This is a genomic window from Afipia dichlorophenoxyacetatis (genome assembly GCF_055386385.1).
The window spans coordinates 185,065-209,474 of record NZ_AP029250.1; the positions used below are offsets into that span (position 1 = coordinate 185,065).

A 24,410-nucleotide genomic window follows, 5' to 3' on the forward strand; every position below is an offset into this window, starting at 1 on the left:
TCAAAAAACAGACGGCGGTGTGAATCGCCGTCACAATAAAATTGTGTGAAGCGGGAGTGCGTGAGTTGAGTGCAAGGGAGCAGGCGATGGCCGACGAGGCGCGTTCGCGATTGGGTCGCGGTCTTGCAAGTCTAATCGGTGATGTTGGCGGCGAGGCGGCTCACGTCGAGCGTCCGGCCCGTACCCCGCGTCGTGTGCCGATTGAATTCCTGAAAGCCAATCCGCGCAATCCGCGGCGGACGTTTTCCGACGAAGAGCTCAGTGAACTGTCAGCTTCGATCAAGCAGCACGGTGTCATTCAGCCGATCGTAGTACGGCCGGTGAAGGGTGCGCAGGATCGTTTCGAAATTATCGCGGGTGAACGTCGCTGGCGAGCATCGCAGCGTGCTGGTCTGCACGACGTTCCGATCGTGACTGTCGATGTCAATGACAGTGACGCGCTTGAGATAGCGATTATCGAAAACGTGCAGCGCTCCGATCTCAACGCGATGGAAGAGGCGCAAGGCTATCACGCGCTCGCTGCCGAGTTCAAACGCAGCCAGGAGGACATCGCCAAGATCGTTGGCAAGAGCCGCAGTCATGTTGCGAATATGATGCGCCTGACCAAACTTCCGGCGGATGTGCAGGCCTACATTGCCGACGGGAAAATCTCGGCGGGTCATGCGCGCGCGCTGATCAATGTTCCGGACGCATCGGCTGCTGCAAAGCGAATCGTGGAAGAGGGGCTCACCGTGCGTCAGACGGAAGCCTTGGCGCACGATGAAGGTGTGCCCGAACGTAAGCCGCAGAAGGCTCGCAGCAGCAGCGGCTCAACTGCGAAGGACGCCGATACGCTCGCTCTTGAGAAGCGCGTCAGTGACGTTATTGGTCTGAAAGTGAGTGTCGACCACCGCGAGCCCGGCGGCGTCGTGACGATCAAGTATAAAGATCTTGATCAGCTCGACGAAGTTCTTCGCCGCCTTGAAGCGGGACACTAAATCATTCTAGCCGCGACGCCGTGCATTGACGGCGACCGCAAGCAAGGCGCGCTGGGCGATCACTTCGGCCAGCGATGATTGCTTGCGCATGTCGAATGCGGCGTCAGCGAGTTGAGCAATGACTTTGACCAACCGCTCGCTGTTGGTATTTCGCAAGGCCGTCTCGACCAGTGCCTTTCGCGAAAAATGCAGGCGAGGAAAGCCACTCTCCAGCGCATCCAGCTCGCTGCGGCCTTCCTCGACGGAAAGCCGGGCCTTGTGCAACTGTGCCGCCTGTCGTTGTGCGGACATGATGATCATGCCGGGATAAATTCCGGCTGCCATTGCTTTTGCAAACGACATTTCCACATCCGCGGCGCGGCCCGCGAAGGCATTGTCGACAATGGGATCGAGCGCGAGACCCGACGCATCGGTGACAATCGCCACAACATCCTCGAGCGTGATCTCACGTTGGCCATGGGCATAGAGTGTGAGCTTGCGAATTTCATTTCGCGAGGCCTGCCGGTCGCCGCCAAGCAGCGAGGTCAGAGCAGCGCGCGCATCAGGCGCGATTCTGAGATCTGAGACTCGCAGTTCGTCATCGATCAATCGTGCCAGATCGCGTTCGGTGTCTGCATAACACGCGATGGCAACCGCCGATTTGGCACGTTCGCACGTTTTGCGGAGCGGTGCGTCGGGACGCAGCTCGCCCGCCTCGATCACGATAAGGCAATCCTTGACCGGCATCTCAGTCAGCGTTTCGACGCCGCTGGCAAAACTGCGCGAACCGGCGCGGACGCGGATGGCGCGTCGCCCTCCGAACAGCGGCACCGTCATCGCTTCATCGACGAGGCGTGACGGTTCGGCGGCGAGTTCATCGCCGTCAATTTTCACCAAGGCGAATGGATCGTTTGGATCGTCAACCGCCAAAGCCATCAAGGCATTGGCGCGTTCGTGAACCAGGCCTGTGTCGGGGCCATAAAGCAGGACGATCGGACGCGCCGGATCAGGCCGGGCGAGATAGGTATCGATTTCCTTGCCGCGGAGAGCGACCACGAATGTCCAAATCCGTTACGTGCCGGCGACGAAGAAAGACGCCAGACGCTGACTGATGTTGTCGGCAATGGTCTTGGACGCGCGGTCCTCTGCATCACGCAGTGCGCGCGATCGGGCAAAGCGCTGGGCTTGTCCCGGGATGTCGTACGAGACGCGCGCGAAGGTGGTTCCGGTCAGCACCGTCTTGTCGGTCGCGTTGTCCTTGAGTTCATAGGTCGCGTCGATTCCGTAGTTCTCGAGATCCGGCCGCGCCGTGTTGGGATCGACGATGACTGATGTACGTGACGTGGTGATCCGGATGATCAGGCGGTGGGTCGGAGGTCCTCCGACCGCGGCGCCGTACATGTTGAACGCGAGCTCGTTGCGGATCAGAACACCGAGACGCGCTTCGCGCGTTCCGTTCGGCAGGTTCATCGGAGGGAGTTCGACGCCCTGAAGCTTCTCGCGCAGCGCCGGTTCACCATTCAGCCCGCGTTCCGCATACATCGGCTGAAAACAGCCAGCCACCGCAGCAGCCAAGGCTGCCACGACTGCCAGCCGGGCAGCGATGCGCTTATCAAACCACGACATTCACGATCCTCTGCGGAACGATGATCACTTTGCGCGGGGATTTCCCGTCCAATGCCGATTTTACCGTATCAAGGGCCAAAACGGCAGCCTCAATTTCCGGATTCGCGGCATTTCGGGCGACCGTGACATCCGCGCGCTTCTTGCCATTAACCTGCACGGGCAGCGTAATTGTGTCCTCAACGAGCAAATCGGCCTCAATTTCCGGCCACTCCGCCTCCGAAATCAGGCCCTGGTGTCCCAGGGTCTGCCAGCACTGCTCGGCCAGATGCGGCATCATCGGCGAAATCAACCGCAACAGGATGTCGAAAGCTTCCCGGGTCGCGGCTGCCATGGCGGCATTGGTCTCGATCAGTTTTGCCGGTCCATCGACGATGTCCGCCAGAACGCCGACGAACGTATAGAGCTTGGCGATAGCTGTGTTGAAACGCAGCCGTTCAATGGCGTTGGACACCTCCGCAAGGGTACGGTGGGCTGCTCGCCGCAGGATGAGCACGCTTTCATTGTTGAGGTCGATCAGCGGCGTGCCCGGCGGGGGCAGATGCGGAGCCGCGGTGTTCACGAGGCGCCAGATACGTTGGACGAACCGGCTGGCGCCCTGAACGCCCTCCTCGCTCCAGATCACATCGCGATCCGGCGGCGAGTCCGACAGCATGAACCAGCGCGCGGTATCCGCGCCATAGGTGCCGATGATGTCATCAGGATCGACAGTGTTGCGCTTCGATTTCGACATCTTCTCGATCGAGCCGATCTCGATGGGTTCGCCCGTCGTCAACAGCGATCCCCGGCGCGTCTTGCCGTCGCCCTCAATCTTGATCTCTGCGGGCGATGCGAACGTGCCGTCCTGTTTCTTGTAGGTCTCATGCACCACCATGCCCTGCGTGAACATGCCGGCGAACGGCTCATCCATGCCGATATGTCCCGTCGCCTTCATCGCGCGGGTGAAGAAACGGCTGTAGAGCAGATGCAGAATCGCATGCTCAACACCGCCGATGTACTGATCGACAGGCATCATACGGTCGACCACATCACGTGTGGTTGGCGAGTTCTCGTTCCATGGATCGGTGAAGCGCGCGAAATACCAGGATGAGTCGACGAAGGTATCCATGGTGTCCGTCTCGCGCCGCGCATGCGCGTTGCCGCACTGCGGACAGGAAACGGTCTTCCATTTGGTGTGGCGGTCGAGCGGATTGCCGGGGCGATCGAATTCAATGTCGTCCGGCAACTGTACCGGCAGATCTTTGATCGGCACGGGCACGACGCCGCACGTCTCGCAATGAATGATCGGAATCGGGCAGCCCCAATAGCGCTGACGTGAGATCCCCCAGTCACGCAGGCGGAAATTGACCTGACGTTGCGCCACGGCACGATTGCCAAAAGTTGCGATTTCGAGCCGCTTGGCAACTTCTTCCTTCGCTTCAGCAATGGTCATGCCATCGAGGAAGCGCGAATTGATCATGCGGCCATCGCCGTCATAGGCGGTGTCTGTAATGACAAAGCTTGCGGGATCCTGTCCCTCAGGACACACCACCGGCGTATTGCCGAGACCATATTTGTTGACGAAATCCAGGTCGCGCTGGTCATGCGCTGGGCAGCCGAAGATTGCGCCCGTGCCGTAATCCATCAGAACGAAATTCGCGACGTACACCGGCAACTGCCACGTGGGATCGAGTGGGTGGACGGCTTTGATACCTGTGTCGAAGCCCTTCTTTTCCGCGGTGTCAATTTCTGCCTGCGCGGTGCCGGTGTGACGGCATTCCTCGATGAAAGCTGCCAGTGCGGGATTTTTCTTTGCGGCCTCAGCCGCAAGCGGATGATCCGGCGACAAGGCGACGAACTTGGCGCCGAACAGCGTGTCGGGGCGTGTTGTGAAAACCTCGACCTCGCCCTCTCCTGCCGGAGTCGTCTGTGTGTCCAGTGCAAAGCGAATGAGCAGCCCTTCCGAACGCCCGATCCAGTTGCGTTGCATGAGGCGCACCTTGTCGGGCCAGCGGTCCAACGTGTCGAGCGCAGTGAGCAGCTCGTCCGAATATTTGCTGATCTTGAAGAACCACTGGGTGAGTTCTCGCTGCTCAACCAGCGCGCCTGAGCGCCAGCCGCGCCCGTCGATCACCTGCTCGTTGGCGAGCACCGTCTGGTCCACAGGGTCCCAGTTCACTTTCGATTGCTTGCGCTCGACCAGCCCTGCTTTCAGGAAATCGAGAAACATTCGCTGCTGGTGCTTGTAGTAGCTCGGATCGCAGGTTGCGATCTCACGGCTCCAGTCCAGCGACAGCCCCATCGACTTGAGCTGTTTTTTCATGGTGGCGATGTTTTCGTAGGTCCACTTCGCCGGATGCGTCTTGTTCTGCATCGCGGCGTTTTCCGCCGGCATGCCGAACGCATCCCACCCCATCGGATGCAGCACGTTGTGGCCTTTGGCGCGCATGTAGCGCGCCACCACGTCACCCATGGTGTAATTGCGGACGTGACCCATATGGATGCGCCCGGAAGGATACGGGAACATCTCGAGCACGTAATATTTCGGCTTCGGGTTGTCGTTGCGGGTGGAGAAAATCCCCCGCTCCTCCCAAAGGCGCTGCCAGCGCGGTTCGGTTTCGCGGGCGTTATAGCGTTCGGTGCTCATGGATGGATCGTCTGCCAGAGGATGGAAAGCGGCAGACTAGTGTCCTGAATCCGAAGTTCGCCTCATTATGCAGCGCATCCCGTAGCGAACTTCGGATTCAGAAGGACACTAGCAAACCTATGATTCTAGTGTGGTTCAGGTTCAGAAGTTCGCTTGAAGGATGCGCAGAGAAAATGAAGCGAACTTCTGAACCACCACACTAGCCACAAAAGACCGCGCTGGGTCAACGCCTTGCCGCCTATCCGGCGAGCGACATCTGCTGTTTGGCGGCCGGGACCAGCGCATGCTCCACCACGGTGTTCCGTCCCTGACGTTTTGCGGCGTACAGGGCGGCATCCGCGGCCTCCAGCAGGTCGTCCTGGGGCTGGCTATCTCCCGGCGTGACGGTTGCGACCCCGACGCTGACTGTGACGCACTGATAACTACTCGTCAGGTGTGGAACAGCGAGCTTTTCCACCATGGCACGCACGATTTCACCAATCTGCATCGCTCGAGCAGCATCGCTGGCCGGCAGCAACAAGCAGAATTCCTCCCCGCCATAGCGGGCCGCGAACCCGGCATTTTCGTCGGCAATCGCGGCGAGGGCCTCACCGACCCGGCCGAGACAGGTGTCTCCTTCGAGGTGGCCATAGGTGTCGTTGAAGAGCTTGAAATAATCGACGTCGATCATCATCAGCGAGAGGGTCGTATCGGTCTGGATCGCCTTCATCCACTCGAATTCGAGCCGGCTCTGGAAGCCGCGCCGATTCGCTAGACCGGACACCATGTCGATCGAGGCAATGACGGTCAGCCTGTCATTGGCAGCGATCATTTCGCGTTCGCGCTCGGATAACTGCGAGGCCATCGTATTGAAGGCGTCGGCGAGCGGGACGAATTCGCGAGGCAGCGCTGTTTTCGAGGCGCGGGCGGACAGATCGCCTTTACCGAATCGGTTCGTCATATCAGTCAGAACCTTGATCGGCTGAATAATGAGCCGTTCACCCGCGATCCAGGCGCCCAGCAGAGCAAGAATTCCGACCAATGCCAATTGCAGATAGGCGGTCCAAATATTGCGGTCGATATCGGCCAGCATTTTTGCTTCATCGATGCTGACGATGAGGCGCGCTTTGGTCCCCTTCACACCGGCGAATGAAATGGCCTGTTTGTCACCATTCGCAGATTCAAACAAAATGGAGCCGGACTCACGGCCCTGATTGATCTCGCGGAGCGTGACGGCTTCGAGCAGCGACGTATCCTTGAGCGGATGGCCGATCAGACCCGCATTTTCCGGCCGCGAAGCAAGAATGACACCTTTGCTGTCGACGAGCAGCACGGATACGCCGGCGCGATCGCCCCGCTTGCTCATCAGCTGCGACATCCACTTCAGATCGATGGCAGCAATCACGACGGCTTCTTCGCCGCCATGAATGGCCGACACGGGATAAGCCGCCATGATCGTCGGCAGATTGGCCGCCCGGCTGAAAATATAGTCGCTGATGACGAATTCATGGAACTCGCGTGCGTACTTGAAGTAGTCGCGGTCGTGAAGGTCGAGACCGACCACGCTCTGTTCGGTTGAACATCTGACGATGCCGTCTTGTCCGATGATCGAAAGGCTTCGAATCCATGGCAGGTCTACGCGCAGACTGGCGCGCATGATCGCGCAGCCCCTCCCCTGATGGGAGGCTGCAGAGTAAATGTAGGCGGAGGACTGCAGGACAGCCTGCACAGTTGAAATAATTTCACGATGCGCATCGGCCGTATGCTGTGCCAGCTCGGAGAGTTCATTAGCCGCCAGCGTGACCTGTTTGGCGCGGCTGTCTTCCAGCAGGCGCACCCGATCAATCATCAAAGGAACAACGAGAATCAACGCAAGCAACACAAGGCGCGCGCGAATTCCCAAAAGCGCCTTGAGTTTTGTAGTGTTGCGGCCAAAACTGGCAATCGACATTTGGTATCCCCTTGCCCCGAGGGGACACTAGATTGAAGGCTTCAAGAAGCCTTTCTTCAATTCCCTAAAATTGGAACGATCTGGATCTTTCGAAATGGCCGACCCGAAGCCCTCCGACAACGCCCGTCCTATAGTCTCTGATGCATCAAAAGGGCTCGCAGTGGTTGAAAGCGAGATCGCGCGCGCGTGCAAGGATGCGCGTCGGGATCGATCTTCATTAACCTTAATTGCCGTATCGAAAACGTTTGATGCGGAAGCGATCACGCCCGTCATCGAGGCGGGACAGCGTGTCTTTGGTGAAAACCGCGTGCAGGAAGCGAAGGGAAAATGGCCGGAATTGATGGCGGCTCATCCTGGCATCGCTTTGCACCTGATCGGACCTCTGCAATCCAACAAAGCGAAAGAAGCTGTCGCGCTGTTTGACGCGATCCATTCGGTGGATCGGCCAAGCATCTGTGAGGCGCTATCGAAAGAAATCATCAAGCAGGACCGGCATCCGGAGCTATTCGTGCAGCTGAACACCGGTGAAGAGCCGCAAAAGGCCGGGATTGCACCAGCCGATGCCGATGCGTTCATTGTGCTTTGCCGCGATACCTACGGTCTGCAGATTTCCGGCTTGATGTGTATCCCGCCGGTCGATGACGCGCCCGCACCGCACTTCGCGCTAACTGCCAAGATCGCCGCGCGCAATGGCCTCAAGCAATTGTCGATGGGAATGAGCGCTGATTTCTCGATCGCAATTCAATTCGGCGCCACGCATGTCCGCGTGGGGTCGGCGATCTTTGGTCACCGCTGATCGCCTTCTCCGTTTACGACGTGATGACGATACGCGTTGCCGGACCAATGCGGGACAGCAGTCGCAGCATGGCGTTTTTTGTCATGCCTACGCATCCGGCCGTCGGTGAGAAGTTTTGACGGGCAAGGTGCAGGAAAACGGCACTTCCCCGACGGGCAATGCGAGGTTTCGTGTTGTGATCGATCTCGATGATGAAGTCATAGAGGTGATCGTCTCGCATCAAACGATCGCCGCTCCCATTGCGGTTCAGGCGGATCGCGCGATTATAGTGACGGTCCGTCGGGTCCTCCGACCAGGCGTCTTCCGGCCGAATCGGGCGAAGTGGGAGGTGGGTCAATGGCCGACTATGGCGGTCCGCCCGCCACCACACCCGTACGGGTTGAAATGTGCCGCGCGGCGTGCCCCCGTCACCCTCAAATTTATTGGCCCTGATTCCGCCACGTCCGAGAGCGACGGGTATAGTGTGGGCTCCGGCGACCAGCCAACCTCGGCTTGGGTTACCGGCAGCAGCGTGGATTCGTACCACAGGCAAAGGCCGATCACGGAACAGTGTTTGGCAAGTCCTTGGAAAAGCTTCACTTCCCATGCCTGAGTGCAACTCCCGCTTGCCCTTTTGTCTACAAATGTTCTATTTCGCCAGGTTTTTAGAGAGCTTTAGCTTCCGGGGTTGCTCCCAGAAACCTTTATTCGAAACCAAGACCCAAAGGATTGGACGCAATGGCCAACGCCCGCAAGATCCTCATCGTCGACGATGACACTGATCTGCGCGAAGCCCTGGTGGAGCAGCTGTCGCTGCACGAGGAATTCGAGGCATCCGCCGTCGATACAGGCGCCAAAGGTGCCCAAGCTGCGAAAGTCAATTCACCCGACCTGGTCCTGATGGATGTCGGCCTGCCCGATACCGATGGTCGTGAGGTGGTTCGCAGTCTCCGCAAGGGCGGCTTCAAATCACCCATCATTATGCTGACCGGCCACGACACCGATTCGGACACCATCCTCGGGCTGGAATCGGGAGCGAATGATTATGTCGCGAAGCCGTTTCGTTTTGCCGTCCTGTTGGCGCGTATCCGCGCTCAGCTCCGTCAGCACGAAGCCAGCGAAGATGCGGTTTTCTCGGTGGGTCCCTATAGTTTCCGGCCCGGCTCCAAGATGCTGACCGGTCCCAATGCCAAGAAAGTCCGGTTGACGGAAAAAGAGACCGCGATCCTCCGGTTTCTCTATCGCGCCGGGCAGCAGCCAGTGTCCCGCGAAATGCTGCTCCAGGAGGTCTGGGGTTACAATTCCGGGGTGACCACCCATACACTGGAAACGCACATCTATCGGCTGCGCCAGAAGGTGGAGAAAGACGCCGCTAATCCGGAAATTCTTGTGACCGAGTCCGGCGGCTATAAACTGGTGCCATGAGACGAATCAACCGACGCACCAGCACGGCCCTGAATGGCCATTGAAGACGACATCGCCCTCTTCTCGCGCGTTCCAACCTTGAATTTGTTGGGTACGGCTGCGCTGCAGGTGCTTGCCATTGGCTCGGAGCAGATTGACTACGAGTTCGGCGAAAAGCTGTTTCACACCGGCGACAAAGGGGATGCCGGCTTCATCGTCAAGATGGGCTCGTTTCGCATTCTGGACGAGAGCGGCGTCGAGACGGTTGCCGGCCCGAGCGCGTTGATCGGCGAGCTCGCGCTGATTGTCGCCATGCCGCGGCCAGCCACAGCGACAGCACTCGAGCGATCGTCCGTGCTGCGCGTATCGCGCAGCCTGTTTCAGCGCGTGCTTGAAAGCCATCCGGATGCAGCGCGGCGCCTGCGCGATGATTTAGCGTCCCGCACAACAGCAGTGACCGGGGCCATTTCAAGGCTGACCGCGCAACTCAAGTAATTCCCCGGCAAGTGGATCGCGACTATGTGTCGAGGTGGCTATGTGTCAAATATTGCCGTGACCGGCACATGGTCGGACGGGCGCTCCCAGCCCCGTGCATCGCGCATGATATTAAAATCAACGATGCGGTCGCCAAGCGCTTGTGATGCCCAGATGTGATCGAGCCGCCGGCCGCGATCGCCGACGGTCCAGTCCGCCGCACGATAACTCCACCACGTGTAGATCTTTTCGGGTTCGGGAATTCGCTGGCGGGCAATGTCGATCCAGTTGCCCGCGCTCTTCACCTCGATCAGCTTTTCGCATTCGATCGGAGTGTGCGACACGACCTTCAACAACTGTTTGTGTGACCATACGTCATTCTCGTATGGCGCAACGTTGAGATCGCCGACGAGGATGTGACGGTCACGGGATTTCGGATGCAGAGATTCACAAGTCTTCATCTCGTCGAGGAATGAGAGCTTGTGTTCGAATTTCGGATTAACCGTGGGGTCGGGGATATCGCCACCCGCGGGCACATAGAAATTATGTAGTACGAGAGGTTCGGACATCTCGGCTTTGGCCCCGAATGCGACCGAGATGTGCCGTGAGTCGATCTTGCCACAGAAGGTCTGGATATCGCTGCTTTCGAACGGAAGTTTCGAGACGATCGCGACGCCGTGATAGCCTTTCTGTCCGTTCAGCGCGATGTGTTCATAACCCAGCCGCTTGAAGCGCTTCACTGGAAACGCATCGTCCGGGCACTTTGTCTCCTGCAAACAAAGTACGTCCGGCTGCACAGCCTCGATGAACTTCGCAACGAGTTCGATGCGCAGGCGGACAGAGTTGATATTCCAGGTTGTCAGAGTGAATTGCATGAAAGCTAGTGTCCCGAATCCAAGTCCGCTCTATCGTGCAGACCGCTCCGTAGCGGACTTGGATTCGAAAGGACACTAGGAAATCTATGATTCTAGTGTGGTTCAGGTTCAGAAGTTCGCTGGAAGGAATCGCAGGAAAAATCGAGCGAACTTCTGAACCACCACACTAGTCATTCGAGGGGTGGTGCAAGACCGTTATCCGGTTTTGCTCCCCTGCTCCAGTCCGTCAGCTTCGATGCGTACTAATTGTTAGGGACTTGATAGTTGGTGAAGTCGATCCTGAACATGTTGGGATCGAGCTTCTTGGTCGTATCGAGGTTATATACCGCGACCGTTGTGTCATAACCCTGCGGATCAGTCACGGTCCACTGCTTGAGCTGGTTGTCCTTGGCGCCGACCATCAGCATCAGGCGGCTTGTCCCAACAAGCGCCTGCTTTTCTTCAATGGTGATGCTGATGAACATATCATCGGCGGAAACACCAACGACACTCGTGTCGCGCATCAAGTCGATACGATCTGATAGCAGGAAGCGTAACGGTGTCTGCGAGAGCGGATAGTTGTCCTGTGTGCCGAGCTTGCGGTCGCGCACGACCACGGTCGATCCATCCGACACAATAGCGATCTGGCTCGGAGCATCATACTCAAAGCGGACCTTTCCGGGCTTCTGGATATAGAAATCGCCGGTGGAGCGGCTGCCGTCCGGACCGACCTGGACAAAATTTCCCGATAAGTTTTGAACCCCGGAGAGATAAGCACTGACCTTGCTCGCAAGCGCTTTTTGATTCGCGTCGAACGCCGGTGTCGTCGAACCACCAAACAGATTGCGCAGAGCGGGCGGGATCGGATTCGGAAAATTTTGCGATGCTGCCGGAGCGTTGGGCGCCGGTGCCGGCGGAGCGGATCGTTGCGTGTCGGTTGCGCCATCGCGTGGTTTGGGAGCGGGCTTAGGCACTGGAACGCCCTGCGCGAATGCAGACGACATCAAAAATGTCGCCACGAGGGCTATCGATGCAGGAAGGCTCAAAGATCGTGCCTTGCCGACGAGCAGGCTGAACGGCTGATTGCGGTGGGATTTTCTCAACGGTTCGTCCTGTCCGGGAAATTGATTTCCGCTGGGCTAGTGGAGTGGATTTAACATTCGCAAGAGGTATCTGCTGAAACGGGCTGCGAATGTTAGGATCGGACCACTAGCCCCGAGCTATGGCGTTTTCGCGACTGCGAAGCAACGACTCAATCACGCAAACTAACCGAAACGATCCTCTTCCTCGCCGACCAGGATTTCACGCTTTCCAGCGTGATTGGCCTGTCCGACGATCCCTTCTTGTTCCATACGCTCCATCAGCGTCGCGGCGCGATTATAGCCGATTTGGAGCCGCCGTTGAATGTAGCTGGTGGAGGCCTTGCGGTCGCGTTTCACGATGGCGACAGCCTGAGCGAACAGGTCATTTTCGCCACCACCGCCCATCCCGGTGGAATCGAATACCGCACCATCCTCTTCGGGCTCTTCTTCGGCGGTAACGGCTTCGAGATACTCCGGCTGACCTTGTGTCTTGAGGTGGCGAACAATCTTCTCGACTTCTTCGTCCGACACGAACGGCCCGTGGACACGGCTGATGCGGCCGCCGCCAGCCATGTACAGCATGTCGCCCTGACCGAGCAGCTGCTCTGCACCCATTTCACCGAGAATGGTGCGGCTGTCGATCTTCGACGTGACCTGGAAGGAGATGCGGGTCGGGAAGTTTGCCTTGATGGTGCCGGTGATGACGTCGACCGATGGACGCTGCGTGGCGAGGATCACATGCAGGCCAGCGGCGCGGGCCATTTGTGCGAGGCGTTGCACTGCGCCTTCAATATCCTTACCTGCGACCATCATCAGGTCTGCCATTTCGTCGACGATGATGACGATGTAGGGCAGCGGCTCGAGCTCGAGCTTCTCTTCTTCGTAAATTGCCTTACCGGTTTCCTTGTCGAAGCCGGTATGCACCGTGCGCGTGAGCTCTTCGCCTTTCGTCTTGGCTTCGGCGACGCGAGCGTTGTAGCCGTCGATGTTGCGCACACCGAGCTTGGACATGCTCTTGTAGCGCTGCTCCATCTCTCGCACGGCCCACTTCAGCGCGACGACGGCCTTTTTCGGATCCGTCACGACCGGTGTCAGCAGGTGCGGAATGCCGTCATAAACCGAGAGTTCGAGCATCTTCGGATCGACCATGATGAGGCGGCACTGATCGGGCCGGAGCCGATAGACCAGCGACAGGATCATGGTGTTGATGGCAACCGATTTACCCGAGCCGGTGGTACCGGCAATCAGCATATGTGGAGTGCGCGCGAGATCGATGATCACGGGATCACCGCCGATGGTCTTGCCGAGGGCGAGGGGAAGCTTGGCGTTGCTTTCGGCGGCTTCCTTGGCGGTCAGAAGTTCGCGCAGATAGACCTTCTCGCGCTTGAGATTCGGCAGCTCGATGCCGATGGCATTGCGGCCGGCCACAACCGCGACGCGGGCAGAGATGGCACTCATAGAGCGTGCGATATCGTCGGCGAGACCAATCACGCGCGATGATTTGATGCCGGGTGCGGGCTCCAGTTCGTACAGCGTGACGACAGGGCCGGGATTCGCTTTCACGATCTCGCCGCGGACGCCGAAGTCCTGCAGAACGCCCTCGAGCGCCCGGGAATTCTCCTCCAGTTCGTCCTTGCTCAGTGTCAGACGATCCGAAGCTTTCGGTGCCGCGAGGACGGAAATCGGAGGGAGAACGAAAACGCCTTTGCGGCTTGAGGATTTGGGTTCGGGACGCTTGCGTGAGCGGGAAACGGGTTCTTCCTCTTCCTCGTCTTCTTCTTCCTCCTCCCCTTCTTCTTCCTCTTCGTATTCTTCGTCTTCGGCTTCGGGAACGAGTGAAGGGCTTCTGCGCCCCCCCCCAAGACTAGGCTCCATGCGCTCAAAGGATCGTGCTGCGCGCGCGTCTTCGTTGCGCCCAAGCATCATCGCGAAAAGTGATGAGAATAGTCGTGCCGCGCGCGCTTTTGCGCTCATGATTGCATGGAAAATCCGGCCGAGCGAAACCGAGCGACGATCGTCTTCCTCGTCGGTGAATTCCTCGTCTTCCTCGTCGATCATCGGTGCGCGCGTGCGCTCGACGATCTTCTCCTGAGATCCGGCACCGCTTGCAAATACGAAGCTCGCAATCATCGTGATAAACAGGATGAAGCCGAGAATGCTGCGATAGATCAGGCCTGGCGGACCGAAAATGACAGCGGGAGTGCGGACGAGTCCGTCACCGACCACGCCACCCAATCCTGTCGGGAGTGGCCATGCGCCACTGCGCGGTAGACAGCTTGCAACACCTGCTGCCACGACCGCGCAGAGAATCCAGCAGGCAATCCGCAAGGCTTCGCGATCAAAGAAACGATGGGTCAGCAGCCGCCATCCCCAGACGGCGATCGGCAGGATCAGCATGATCGACCCGAGGCCGAAAAGCTGCATCAGCAAATCAGCCCCGATTGCGCCCGGACGGCCAATGAGATTGCGAATGGGCCCCGAGGTTGCGTGACTGAGACTGGGATCCTGCACCGACCACGTCATCAGCGCTGCCGCGAGAACACATGCGAGCGACAGCACGCCAAGCCCTGCGAGCTCGCGTAACCGCCGCGCCAGCATTTCTCGGATTGGGTCGGAGAACTGGCCGACGATGGGAATGACGCGCTCGATCGCTGGCATAGCGTGATTTACCCCCGCGACTCGTTCAGGACTTCAACCATACGATGCAACCCCTCAGCCGTCGTCTCGCTGTCTTGCACCATGGCGACGCGGATGTAGCCGGCACCAGGGTTGCTGCCGTCGGCTTGCGCGCGCGCCAGATAGCTTCCAGGGATGACTCGGACGCCGCCTTCCTTGAAGAGCTTGACGGTTGCGGCTTCGTCGCCACCGTGGGCTGAGACATCGAGCCAGATGCAGAAGCCGCCGGCGGGTCGGCGATAACCAAATCGCTCACCGAGAATCTGATCCGCAAGATCGAATTTGATTTTGTAAAGACGCCGATTCTCTTCGACGTGCGTTTCGTCGCCGTAAGCAGCGACAGCCACATGCTGCAATGGCACGGGCACCTGTGGTGCGGCCACGTTGCGCAATTCGTGGAAACGGCTGAGGAACGTCTTGTCGCCGGCGACAAAGCCAACGCGCATTCCCGGCAAGTTCGATCGTTTCGAGAGCGATTGAAACGCGACCACGTTGGAGAAGTCCGGCCCGGCGGAAGTCAGGATGCTGCCTGGCGCCTTCTCGGTATAGATCTCGGAATAGCACTCATCGCTGAGCACCATGAAGCCGTGACGATCGGCGAGCTGTTTGACGCGATCGAAATAGTCGCGCGTCGCCACGGAGCCCTGCGGATTGGCCGGTGAGGCGAGGTAGAAGGCCACAGTCCGGTCGAGCGTTGCCGCGTCGAGAGAATCCAGGTTTGGCAGGAATCCGTTTTCCCGTGTGGTCGGTAGGAACACCGCCTCACAACCGGCGGCCCGGGCACCGGCGGCATAGGCCGGATAGAAGGGATTAGGCATCAGGATTGCCGGGGCGCCCTTGCGGGGGCTGACATATCGGCTGGCGGCAATGGCTGCGAAAAACAGCCCCTCACGGCTGCCGTTCAGCACCAGAATTTCGGTTTCCGGATCGAGCGGGCGGGTCAGGTCGAATCGCTTCGAGGCCCAGCCTGCCGCCGCCCGGCGAAACGGCTCGATGCCTTTGGCGACAGGATAGCGTCCGAAGTCAGCAACATGGCTCGCGATAACCTGGCCGACAAAACCCGGGACAGGATGCTGCGGTTCGCCAAGTGACATATTTATCAATGGCTTACCTGGTTTATGCGGACTCAGGAGGTCCGCCAGCCGGGCAAAGGGCGAGCGCTCGCCATCTTGGGCGCCGGCGCCGGAAGCCGTGCGGGAAGAAGCGGTTATCGCCATTCTAAAACGCCAATACTTGTGGGTCCGTCGACTAAGGATCAGATCGCGCAGAACTGATCACTTCACCATAGGTTCTGCGAGGTTAAGGCGCGATTAACCATCGGTTTTTCCAGTCACTTCAGGGCAAATCAAGGGCCGAAAAAAGTGAAGGGCCCCAGCTTGCGCTGGGGCCCTTCGACGGACGGGGCATTGCCGGGTTTGTGCCCCAACCGTTGTCTCACATGTTGTAGGCGCGCTCCGTGTGCTCGGTGACGTCGAGACCTTCGCGTTCCTTGTCGACGGTGACACGGAGGCCGACGATGACATCAACGACCTTGAACAGGATCGCCGATCCGATGCCCGACCACACCAGCGTGGTGCAGACGCCCCAGGCCTGCGAGGTCATCTGTGCCGCGAAGTCGTACTCGCCGACCTTGCCGGCGACGTAGTCCATCACGCCGGTACCGCCGAGGGCCGGATTGACCAGGATCCCGGTGCCGAGAGCGCCGATGATGCCGCCGACGCAGTGAATGCCGAACACGTCGAGCGAGTCGTCGTAGCCAAGCGCGTTCTTCACGACGGTGCAGAAGAACAGGCAGACCACACCGACCACGAGGCCGAGGACGATGGCGCCCATCGGACCGGAGTAGCCAGCCGCCGGAGTCACCGCAACGAGGCCTGCAACGGCGCCGGAGAGCGCACCGAGCAGTGAGGGGTGTCCCTTGACCATCCACTCAGCGAACATCCACGCCAGCGCAGCTGCCGCGGTTGCAACGAAGGTGTTGGTCATGGCGAGGGCAGCGCCGCCGTTGGCTTCGAGGTTCGAACCAGCATTGAAGCCGAACCAACCGACCCAGAGAAGGGCGGCGCCGATCATGGTCATGGTCAGCGAGTGCGGAGCCATCAGCTCCTTGCCGTAGCCGGTGCGCTTGCCGATGATGAGAGCGCCGACGAGGCCTGCGATACCAGCGTTGATGTGAACGACAGTGCCGCCTGCGAAGTCGAGCGCGCCCTTCTTGAAGATCCAGCCTGCATCGGCATTGACTTCGTCAAGTTTGGTCTGTGCCGCGGTCTTTGCTGCGCCGTCAGCTGCTGCTGCAAGAGCCTTCGCAGCGTCGCTGATGGCGTCCGGACCTGCCCAGTACCAGACCATGTGCGCGATCGGGAAGTAGATCAGGGTAACCCAGAGCGGGATGAACAGTGCGAGAGCTGCGAACTTCGTGCGTTCAGCAAACGCACCGACGATCAGAGCCGGCGTGATTGCTGCGAAGGTCAGCTGGAAGCAGAAATACACCAGCTCGGAGATGTTTGCGTCGACGCTGAAGGTCGCTGCGGCCGAGTCGGTGGTGATGCCGGCCATGAAGGCCTTGGAGAAGCCGCCGATGAAATCGGAGCCGCCCGTGAAGGCGAGGCTGTAACCGTAGATCGCCCAAATCACGGTCACGACGCAAACGCAGTAGAACACCTGCGCCAGCACGGAGAGCATGTTCTTGGAACGAACCAGTCCGCCGTAGAACAGCGCAAGGCCGGGAATGGTCATCAGCAACACGAGAATGGCCGATGTCATCACCCAGGCATTGTCGCCCTTGTTGATGGTTGGTGCAGCATAAGCGGCGGTCGTGGCGAACAGCCCGACTGCAAGAGCCGCCAATCCCGCGCTGGTGGGACGCTTCAACGTCATTTCTTTGTACTCCTGGTAAGATGAGGTTTGCGCGAAATCAGAGGGCCGCGTCGTCGGCTTCGCCGGTGCGGATGCGAACCGCGTGATCGAGATTCATGACAAAGATCTTGCCGTCGCCGATCTGACCGGTTTTCGCGGCAGCGGTGATGGCGTCGATGGTCTTGTCGACTTGAGACGAGGCAACAGCGACCTCAATCTTGATCTTGGGCAGGAAGCTCACCGCGTATTCAGCGCCGCGGTAGATCTCCGTGTGGCCTTTCTGTCGGCCGTATCCCTTGACTTCCGTTACCGTGAGGCCGTGAACGCCGATGGCGGTCAGGGCATCGCGGACCTCTTCCAGCTTGAATGGCTTGATGATCGCCATAACAATTTTCATAGGTTCTTCCCCGCTTGGGCCCGATCCGGGAAGACCGGGCGATCTCGACTGAGGGTCACCACGCGAAGAAAAACTCCCTCCACGGGCACAGCCAGCACCCGTAGAATCAAATGCCGTGCCAAACCGGAGAAATTCGCTAACGGTTTATGAATCCGGAGCTTTTCGGCCTAGCGGGGAGGCCGGTGGTATCGAGCTATTTTGTCGCGCCTAAAAGATTGACAGTGGTGCTGAAAACATAGGCACACCAGAGTGACGACATAATCATGCCCATCGAGGAGGCATCCTCGAAACCAAGCCGCAGGTCACAATGGAGCTTGTAGTGCTGTGAAGCCTATTGAAGGGCTTCGCCGTGCTGGGTGATGTCGAGGCCTTCGACTTCCTGCTCATGGGAGACCCGCAGGCCTGAAACGATGTCGATAGCCTTTAGCACCATGAAGGTCGCGGCTCCGGTCCAGACGAACACTACGGCGACGCCATAGAGCTGGATCAAAAGCAGTTTTGGATTGCCTTCAAACAATCCCGAAACGCCACCGATTGCCGCGGTTCCGAAAATGCCGATCAGCAACGTCCCGAGCAGTCCGCCGATTCCGTGGATGCCGAAGACGTCGAGGCTGTCATCGTATTTGAAACGGTGCTTGAGCCACGTACAAGCCCAGTAGCAAACGAGGCCTGCGAGAATACCGATCACGATGCCATGCCATGGTTCGACAAAACCGGACGCCGGTGTGATCGTGCCGAGGCCCGCCACAGCGCCGGAGATCATGCCGAGCACCGATGGCTTTCGCCTAGTGACCCACTCGATCGCGATCCACGTCACGGCGCCTGCGCAAGCGGCGAGATGCGTCGCGAGGATAGCCATCACCGCACGTGAGTTGGCCTGCAATGCCGATCCGCCATTGAAGCCGAACCAGCCGACCCACAACAAGCCAGTTCCGATCACCGCAAGCGATAAATCGTAAGGCGATAGATTTTCCGAACCGTATCCGCGCCGATTGCCCATAACCTTCGTTGCCACCAGTCCGGCGGTACCGGCGCTCAGATGCACAACGAGGCCGCCGGCAAAATCGAGCACGCCGGCCTGACCGAGAAAGCCGCCGCCCCATACCCAGTGAGCCAGTGGCACATAGACGAAGGTGAACCAGACAACGCAAAAAATCACATAGGCCGAGAAGCGCATGCGATCGGCGACCGAGCCCGCCACGAGTGCAACGGTGATGATGGCGAACGTCATCTGATAGAGGACGAAAAGGGCCTCAGGAATAGTCTTTGCAAGCGGATTGACGCTGTCCATGGTCATGCCGGACAGAAAGGCGCGATCGAACGTGCCGAGGACCGCACCGTCACCCACGAACGTCAGGCTGTATCCATAAGCGATCCAGAGGATCGAGATCAGTGCGACTGCGGTCAGGCTTTGCGCCATGGTCGCGAGCACGTTCTTCTTGCGAACCATGCCTGAATAGAAGAGCGCGAGCCCCGGGATCGTCATCATCAGCACAAAGGCCGTTGCCACGATCATCCAGGCCGTATCGGCGGCATCGATTTTGCCCGTTTCAGCGAAGGCTGGTGTCGTAACTGCGAAAGCCAACGTTGTGGTGGCAACAGCCGTCACTGTCCGGGCAGCGGCACGCGGCAGTTCAGTCATGGAGTCCCTCGGGGCTTTGGTCATTTGCGCGGTGGCATCAACGCCCCGCAGCCGTTGATGTTGGGTGGGTCGGGATTAGAGCGCGTCGTTGTCGGTTTCGCCGGTGCGGATCCGCACGGCATTCTCGATTGGCGTGACGAACACCTTGCCGTCGCCAATCTGGCCGGTCCGCGCGCCGGCGGTGATCACTTCAACCGCCTTCTCGGCCATATCCGAGCCGACTGCGATTTCGATGCGCAGCTTTGGCAGGAAATTCACGATGTATTCGGCGCCCCGGTAAATCTCGGTATGGCCCTTCTGGCGGCCGAAACCCTTCACTTCGGTCACGGTCATTCCGTGAACGCCAATGGCGGTCAGGGCCTGGCGGACTTCTTCGAGCTTGAAGGGTTTGATGATGGCAGTGATGAGTTTCATGGCAGGGCCTTCTCTGCGTCCGGCATCCTGTTTGGGGCAGCATGCTCGTGCTCTTGTACCTGTGCCAGTTTTATTGGCAAGGCGCGCAGAAAGTAAGCTGCCTCAATGCTCTGTTTTGAGGCAGGCTGTGTCCCTCCGGACCCGTCACGGGCGGTTCTTGGGCAGGATTTGACCGTAGGCCCTGACCGTCAGGTTTTTGGCTTGATCAGGTCGTCGCGTTTTTCGCGAAGCGAGCCTTCCTGAGCCACGGATGCCACCAGTGTGCCGTCGGGCTTGAAAATCAGTCCGCGGGCCAGCCCCCGGCCACCACGGGCGTTCGGGCTGTCCTGGCTGTAAAGCAGCCATTCGTCAGCCCGGAACGGGCGGTGAAACCACATGGCGTGATCGAGGCTTGCAGCCATGACGCGGCCATCGAACAGCGTTCGGCCGTAGCGCGACATGACCGAGTCCAGCAGCGAGAAGTCCGATGCATAAGCCAGCGCGCATTGATGCAGCGCCGGATCGTCCGGTAATTTTGCCGCCGTGCGAATCCAGATGTTGATGCGCCCGTCGAGAATCTTTTCGCCGAAGTAGCGCTTGAACTCCACCGGACGCAATTCAATCGGACGATCGGATTCGTAGTAGCGCTTGATGAATTCCGGCATCTGATCAAACAGAGATTCTTTCATCAGTTCTTCCGCCGTCAGTTTATCCGGCGGGGGCACGTCAGGCATTTTATCCTGATGATTGAAGGAATCCTCTTCCTCGATGTGGAAGGACACCATCATCGAAAAGATCGCATTGCCATGCTGAATGGCTGTTACGCGACGCGTGGCGTAGCTTTTGCCGTCGCGCAACCGCTCGACTTCATAAACGATCGGAATTTGCGGATCGCCCGGCAGGATAAAGTAGCAATGCAGTGAGTGCGGCATCCGGCCTTCGACCGTGCGGCACGATGCAACCAGCGCCTGCCCGATCACCTGTCCGCCGAATACCCGCTGCCAGCGGGTCTTGGGGCTGTTGCCTCGGAACATATTCACTTCGAGCTGCTCGATATCGAGAATCGACAACAGATCAATCAGGCTTTTTGACATTCACTATGTTCCGATCTGCCGCATCTGATGGATTAGACTGCGGGTGCGAAGGTTTCCGATGATCCGCAAACCCTGATACAAAAGGTGTCAGGGCCGCACCTTTCGGCCCCTTGTGCAGTGTCATATTTCCCTTATGGCCGGACGCGAGGCAAGAGCGGCTAGGGTCCCGTCTCCGAATAACCGGTCCATTTGCGGCGCGCTCGCACGGTTATTCGGAGACGAAAGGACACTAGCTAAATCAAAAATGTTAGTGTGGCTTCTGTCTCGCAATTGCCGATAAGAGACGAGCCGCAAGAGTGGTCGGCAATTGCGAGACGCCACACTAAAAGGTAGCAAAATATCATGTCGTCACAACGAAGTATCGTGATCGGAGGGGGCGCGTTTGCCGGTCTTGGGCTCGCGCTGGCGATCCGTCAGGGGCTCGGGCCGGAAATTCCGGTCGTGGTGGCTGATCCGGCTTTCGCCACGCGTCCAAGCCGCGATCCCCGCGCCTCGGCCATTGTGGCCGCATGCCGCAGGTTGTTTCAAACAATCGGTGTGTGGGGAGACGTTGCGGCCGATGCGCAGCCGATCCTCGACATGGTGGTGACTGACAGCAAGCTTGAAGATGCGACGCGTCCGACCTTTCTCACTTTCACGGGTGACGTCGAACCCGGCGAACCCTTCGCGCATATGGTCGAAAATCGTCTTCTGATCGATGCGCTGGTGAAGCGGGCAGAAGCCGAGGGCATCGAGCTCACGGCGACGGCAGTGTCGACCTATGCATCGCGTCCTGAAAGCACCAAGGTGACGTTGAGTGACGGCCGGGAGATCGAAGCAAGCCTGCTGATTGCGGCCGATGGCGCTCGTTCGAAATTGCGCGAGCGTGCGGGCATCGTGACCCACGGCTGGGACTACGATCAATCAGGCATCGTCGTCACCGTCGGACACGAGCGTGATCATCATGGCCGCGCCGAGGAACACTTCCTGCCGGCGGGACCGTTTGCAATTCTGCCGCTCAAGGGAAAATGCTCTTCGCTGGTGTGGACCGAAAGCCGGCGCGAGGCCATGCGCATCGTCGATTTGCCTGCGGATGATTTCAAGCGTGAGCTTGAAACCCGGTTTGGACTGCACCTCGGAGAGCTGCAACCGCTCGATAAGCCGCGCGCATTTCCGCTTGGCTATTTCGTCGCGCGTTCTTTCATCAGCGAGCGCCTGGCACTTGTTGGCGATGCCGCGCATGTCATCCACCCCATTGCGGGGCAGGGGCTCAACATGGGTCTCAAGGATGCGGCAGCATTGGCCGAGGTGATCGTCGATGCGGCGCGGCTCGGCCTCGATCCTGGGCAGACTGATGTGCTGGAGCGCTATCAGCGATGGCGGCGTTTCGACACGGTCGCGATGGGTGTCGCGACCAACTCGCTCAATATGCTGTTCTCGAATCACTCGACACTGCTGCGCACGGTGCGTGATATCGGGCTTGGCCTGGTTGATCGCCTGCCGCCATTGAAGGGCGCATTCATTCGACAGGCGGCTGGGTTGTCGGGCGAGGTGCCGCGGCTGCTGCGCGGCGAGGAACTTTAGTCGATGCGCCGCGCTTCTTCCGGCAGCATGATCGGGATGCCGTCGCGGATCGGGTAAGCGAGCTTGGCTGAGCGGGAGATCAACTCCTGCCGCGCACTGTCGAATTCCAGCGGCCCTTTGGTCTGCGGGCAAACCAGGATTTCCAGAAGCTTCGGATCGACGGCGCCTTCAGGGCGATCGTTCGCTGTGGTCATCTTGGCAGGGCTCCGGTACGAAAATGGATTCGCCGGATCATAGCACGTCGCCGGCTTGCGTCACTGCAGCGGTGGATCGCCTGACGTCTTCTTCTTTGCCAGATCCATCTCCGTCACGGCGATAAGGATTTCCGCGCGAGTCTTGAGATTCGGCGCTTCAAGCAGCGCCTGTTTTTCCGCCGGGCCATAGGGAGACATCATGGCCAATGCATTGACCAGTGCTTCGTTGGGGGCACTCTCGATGCCCTCCCAGTCGACCTTGAGGCGATTCGCTTTCAAAAAATTTGTCAGCGCGTGCAGCAGGGCTTGGCGATTAACGTCTTCTTCCCCTTTACGGGCAGTGAAATCGTCGATGAAGGGGAAATAATCCACACGGCATTGGCGATAAAGCGTGGACACCGACATTTCCTCGGTGATCTTGAAGCGCGACACGCCGGTCAATTCAAGAATGTAGCGGCCATCACCGGACTCGGCGAGTTGGGTCATCCTTCCAACGCATCCGACTTTAAACAGCGACGGATGGTCGCTGTCGTTGGAATGGGCGACATCCGGCTGGATCATGCCGATCAGCCGGTGTCCGTCGCGGAGTGAGTCGTCCACCATTTGCAGGTAGCGCGGTTCGAAAATATTCAGCGGCATCTGGCCACGCGGCAAGAGCAGCGCGCCCGCGAGCGGAAACACCGGGATAATTTCCGGAAGGTCAGCCGGCCCGCTATATTCGGCGTTGATCGGCATTCGCTTCCCTCACGGTATGAGAGCCGGACGAAAAGTCGTCAGGAGAAAAGAATCGTCGAGAGACGCTTGCGTCCATCCACGGTGGCATCGTCCGCCGGGCCCCAAGCCTCAAAGAACTGCACCAATTTCTTGCGTGCACCGTCATCGTCCCATTTGCGATCACGTTTGACGATTTCCATCAGGTGATTAGCCGCCTCGATCCGCTTACCGGCGGCATTGAGTGCCACCGCAAGGTCGAAGCGGGCTTGATGATCCACTGGATTTGCGGCGACTTTCTGCTCGAGATCCGTCACCGGTCCCACAGCCTTGGCCTGCTCGGCAAGATCGAGCATGGTCTGCACGGCGGATATCGCAGCATCGTTGCGCTTGGAGTCCGGGACCATGCCGAGCGTCTGCTTGGCTTGATCGAGAGCGCCCGCAACCACGTAGCACCGCGCAAGACCTGCGATGGCTGGAATGTTGGAAGCATCCTCGCTCAAGACCTGCGCATACACAGATGCAGCGGTCGGAGCATCGCCTTCGGCGAGGATCGCATCGGCTTCCGCGAGCAAATCAGCAACGCTTCCGGTCGAGGGCATGCCCTGGGTCAGCTTGTCGATGAAGGCCGTCACCTGGCTCTCGGGCACCGCGCCCATAAATCCGTCGGCCGGCTGGCCATTGACGAATGCGATGACGGCGGGAATCGACTGGATACCCATCTGCCCCGGAATGGCCGGATGCTCGTCGATGTTCATTTTGACCAGCTTGACCTTGCCCTTGGCGGCGCGAACGACCTTTTCCAGGGTTGGGGTCAACTGCTTGCAGGGCCCACACCAGGGCGCCCAAAAATCGATCAAAACCGGCTGGCGTTTCGATTCTTCAATAACGTCCTTAACAAACGTCTGGGTGGTCGTGTCCTTGATAAGGTCGGCCGGCGTTCCCGCTGCAGCTCCGTTGCCTTGCTCAATTATCGTCACGTGATCCCTCGCCTGCCGTATTATTCTGGAAAAAGCCGTTCTAGCACGACCGCAGCCATAGATGGCGGTCTTGCTGTTGATTTTCAATCGCCAGGAATCCCCCTGAAATCATTGAAAAGGTGGCTATCGGGGTCTCCCGGGAACTAATCCCAGAAAAATGACGACCTTAGCCTGTTGCAT

The 24,410-nt window shown here is 59.0% G+C and carries 22 protein-coding genes; 5 read left to right on the forward strand and 17 right to left on the reverse strand.

The features are described 5' to 3' along the window. Positions 1–86: 86 nt before the first annotated feature. Positions 87–977, forward strand: a complete 891-nt coding sequence (locus tag ACZ5C3_RS00880; protein ID WP_464034557.1) for a ParB/RepB/Spo0J family partition protein — start codon at positions 87–89, stop codon at positions 975–977. 6 nt (positions 978–983) lie between these two features. On the opposite strand, the gene holA is transcribed toward ACZ5C3_RS00880, so the two are convergent. From holA to ACZ5C3_RS00900, 4 genes are all read right to left on the reverse strand, one after another. After that, positions 984–2,012, reverse strand: coding sequence for a DNA polymerase III subunit delta (holA, locus tag ACZ5C3_RS00885; RefSeq protein WP_464034559.1), 1,029 nt, complete (start codon positions 2,010–2,012; stop codon positions 984–986). A gap of 15 nt (positions 2,013–2,027) precedes the next feature. After that, on the reverse strand, positions 2,028–2,582 hold the full coding sequence (locus ACZ5C3_RS00890) for an LPS assembly lipoprotein LptE (RefSeq protein WP_464034561.1): 555 nt from the start codon (positions 2,580–2,582) through the stop codon (positions 2,028–2,030). After that, positions 2,569–5,205 (reverse strand): leucine--tRNA ligase, encoded by a 2,637-nt coding sequence (leuS, locus tag ACZ5C3_RS00895; protein ID WP_464034563.1) that lies wholly within the window; start codon positions 5,203–5,205, stop codon positions 2,569–2,571. The genes ACZ5C3_RS00890 and leuS overlap by 14 nt, the downstream gene beginning before the upstream one ends. Before the next feature lie 238 nt (positions 5,206–5,443). Further along, complete coding sequence (locus tag ACZ5C3_RS00900; protein WP_464034565.1) at positions 5,444–7,135, reverse strand: diguanylate cyclase domain-containing protein; 1,692 nt, start codon at positions 7,133–7,135, stop codon at positions 5,444–5,446. A 94-nt stretch (positions 7,136–7,229) separates the two neighbouring features. On the opposite strand from ACZ5C3_RS00900, the gene ACZ5C3_RS00905 reads away from it, so the two are divergent. Further along, positions 7,230–7,931 (forward strand): YggS family pyridoxal phosphate-dependent enzyme, encoded by a 702-nt coding sequence (locus ACZ5C3_RS00905; RefSeq protein ID WP_464034567.1) that lies wholly within the window; start codon positions 7,230–7,232, stop codon positions 7,929–7,931. Between the two features lie 13 nt (positions 7,932–7,944). Here ACZ5C3_RS00905 and ACZ5C3_RS00910 read toward each other — a convergent pair whose 3' ends face one another. After that, entirely contained in the window at positions 7,945–8,517 is a 573-nt protein-coding gene (locus ACZ5C3_RS00910) for a L,D-transpeptidase family protein (RefSeq protein ID WP_464034569.1), read from the reverse strand. Positions 8,518–8,648: 131 nt separating this feature from the next. On the opposite strand from ACZ5C3_RS00910, the gene ACZ5C3_RS00915 reads away from it, so the two are divergent. Continuing rightward, the gene (locus tag ACZ5C3_RS00915) at positions 8,649–9,335 is read left to right on the forward strand and encodes a response regulator transcription factor (RefSeq protein ID WP_424628816.1); all 687 of its coding nucleotides are present in this window, start codon (positions 8,649–8,651) and stop codon (positions 9,333–9,335) included. Between the two features lie 33 nt (positions 9,336–9,368). Beyond that, the gene (locus ACZ5C3_RS00920) at positions 9,369–9,809 is read left to right on the forward strand and encodes a Crp/Fnr family transcriptional regulator (RefSeq protein ID WP_464034571.1); all 441 of its coding nucleotides are present in this window, start codon (positions 9,369–9,371) and stop codon (positions 9,807–9,809) included. A 38-nt stretch (positions 9,810–9,847) separates the two neighbouring features. Here the strand turns inward: ACZ5C3_RS00920 and ACZ5C3_RS00925 are convergent, their stop codons facing one another. From ACZ5C3_RS00925 to tesB, 9 genes are all read right to left on the reverse strand, one after another. After that, entirely contained in the window at positions 9,848–10,663 is an 816-nt protein-coding gene (locus ACZ5C3_RS00925) for an exodeoxyribonuclease III (RefSeq protein WP_464034573.1), read from the reverse strand. A gap of 242 nt (positions 10,664–10,905) precedes the next feature. After that, positions 10,906–11,646: an outer membrane lipoprotein carrier protein LolA gene (locus tag ACZ5C3_RS00930; RefSeq protein WP_464038463.1), complete on the reverse strand. Its 741-nt coding sequence runs from the start codon at positions 11,644–11,646 to the stop codon at positions 10,906–10,908. A 261-nt stretch (positions 11,647–11,907) separates the two neighbouring features. Next, positions 11,908–14,382, reverse strand: coding sequence for a DNA translocase FtsK (locus tag ACZ5C3_RS00935; protein ID WP_464034574.1), 2,475 nt, complete (start codon positions 14,380–14,382; stop codon positions 11,908–11,910). 8 nt (positions 14,383–14,390) lie between these two features. Further along, positions 14,391–15,617, reverse strand: coding sequence for an aminotransferase class I/II-fold pyridoxal phosphate-dependent enzyme (locus tag ACZ5C3_RS00940; RefSeq protein ID WP_464034576.1), 1,227 nt, complete (start codon positions 15,615–15,617; stop codon positions 14,391–14,393). Between the two features lie 217 nt (positions 15,618–15,834). After that, positions 15,835–17,277: an ammonium transporter gene (locus ACZ5C3_RS00945; protein WP_464034577.1), complete on the reverse strand. Its 1,443-nt coding sequence runs from the start codon at positions 17,275–17,277 to the stop codon at positions 15,835–15,837. Positions 17,278–17,314: 37 nt separating this feature from the next. Further along, positions 17,315–17,653 (reverse strand): P-II family nitrogen regulator, encoded by a 339-nt coding sequence (locus ACZ5C3_RS00950; RefSeq protein ID WP_464034579.1) that lies wholly within the window; start codon positions 17,651–17,653, stop codon positions 17,315–17,317. A 331-nt stretch (positions 17,654–17,984) separates the two neighbouring features. Next, positions 17,985–19,295, reverse strand: coding sequence for an ammonium transporter (locus tag ACZ5C3_RS00955; protein ID WP_464034580.1), 1,311 nt, complete (start codon positions 19,293–19,295; stop codon positions 17,985–17,987). A gap of 75 nt (positions 19,296–19,370) precedes the next feature. Then, positions 19,371–19,709, reverse strand: coding sequence for a P-II family nitrogen regulator (locus tag ACZ5C3_RS00960; protein WP_464034582.1), 339 nt, complete (start codon positions 19,707–19,709; stop codon positions 19,371–19,373). A 188-nt stretch (positions 19,710–19,897) separates the two neighbouring features. Continuing rightward, positions 19,898–20,782: an acyl-CoA thioesterase II gene (gene tesB / locus ACZ5C3_RS00965; protein ID WP_464034583.1), complete on the reverse strand. Its 885-nt coding sequence runs from the start codon at positions 20,780–20,782 to the stop codon at positions 19,898–19,900. A gap of 342 nt (positions 20,783–21,124) precedes the next feature. Here tesB and ACZ5C3_RS00970 point away from each other — a divergent pair, with 342 nt between their 5' ends. Further along, positions 21,125–22,345 carry a ubiquinone biosynthesis hydroxylase gene (locus ACZ5C3_RS00970; RefSeq protein ID WP_464034585.1) on the forward strand — a complete coding sequence of 407 codons (1,221 nt, stop codon included), beginning with the start codon at positions 21,125–21,127 and terminating at the stop codon, positions 22,343–22,345. On the opposite strand, the gene ACZ5C3_RS00975 is transcribed toward ACZ5C3_RS00970, so the two are convergent. Genes ACZ5C3_RS00975 through trxA form a run of 3 tightly spaced genes read right to left on the reverse strand, consistent with a single transcriptional unit; the run spans position 22,342 to position 24,230 of the window. Next, entirely contained in the window at positions 22,342–22,539 is a 198-nt protein-coding gene (locus ACZ5C3_RS00975) for a Trm112 family protein (RefSeq protein ID WP_424628825.1), read from the reverse strand. The genes ACZ5C3_RS00970 and ACZ5C3_RS00975 overlap by 4 nt on opposite strands. Before the next feature lie 60 nt (positions 22,540–22,599). Further along, positions 22,600–23,274: an LON peptidase substrate-binding domain-containing protein gene (locus ACZ5C3_RS00980; protein ID WP_464034587.1), complete on the reverse strand. Its 675-nt coding sequence runs from the start codon at positions 23,272–23,274 to the stop codon at positions 22,600–22,602. Between the two features lie 38 nt (positions 23,275–23,312). Next, the gene (gene trxA / locus ACZ5C3_RS00985; protein ID WP_464034589.1) at positions 23,313–24,230 is read right to left on the reverse strand and encodes a thioredoxin; all 918 of its coding nucleotides are present in this window, start codon (positions 24,228–24,230) and stop codon (positions 23,313–23,315) included. Between the last annotated feature and the right edge of the window lie 180 nt (positions 24,231–24,410).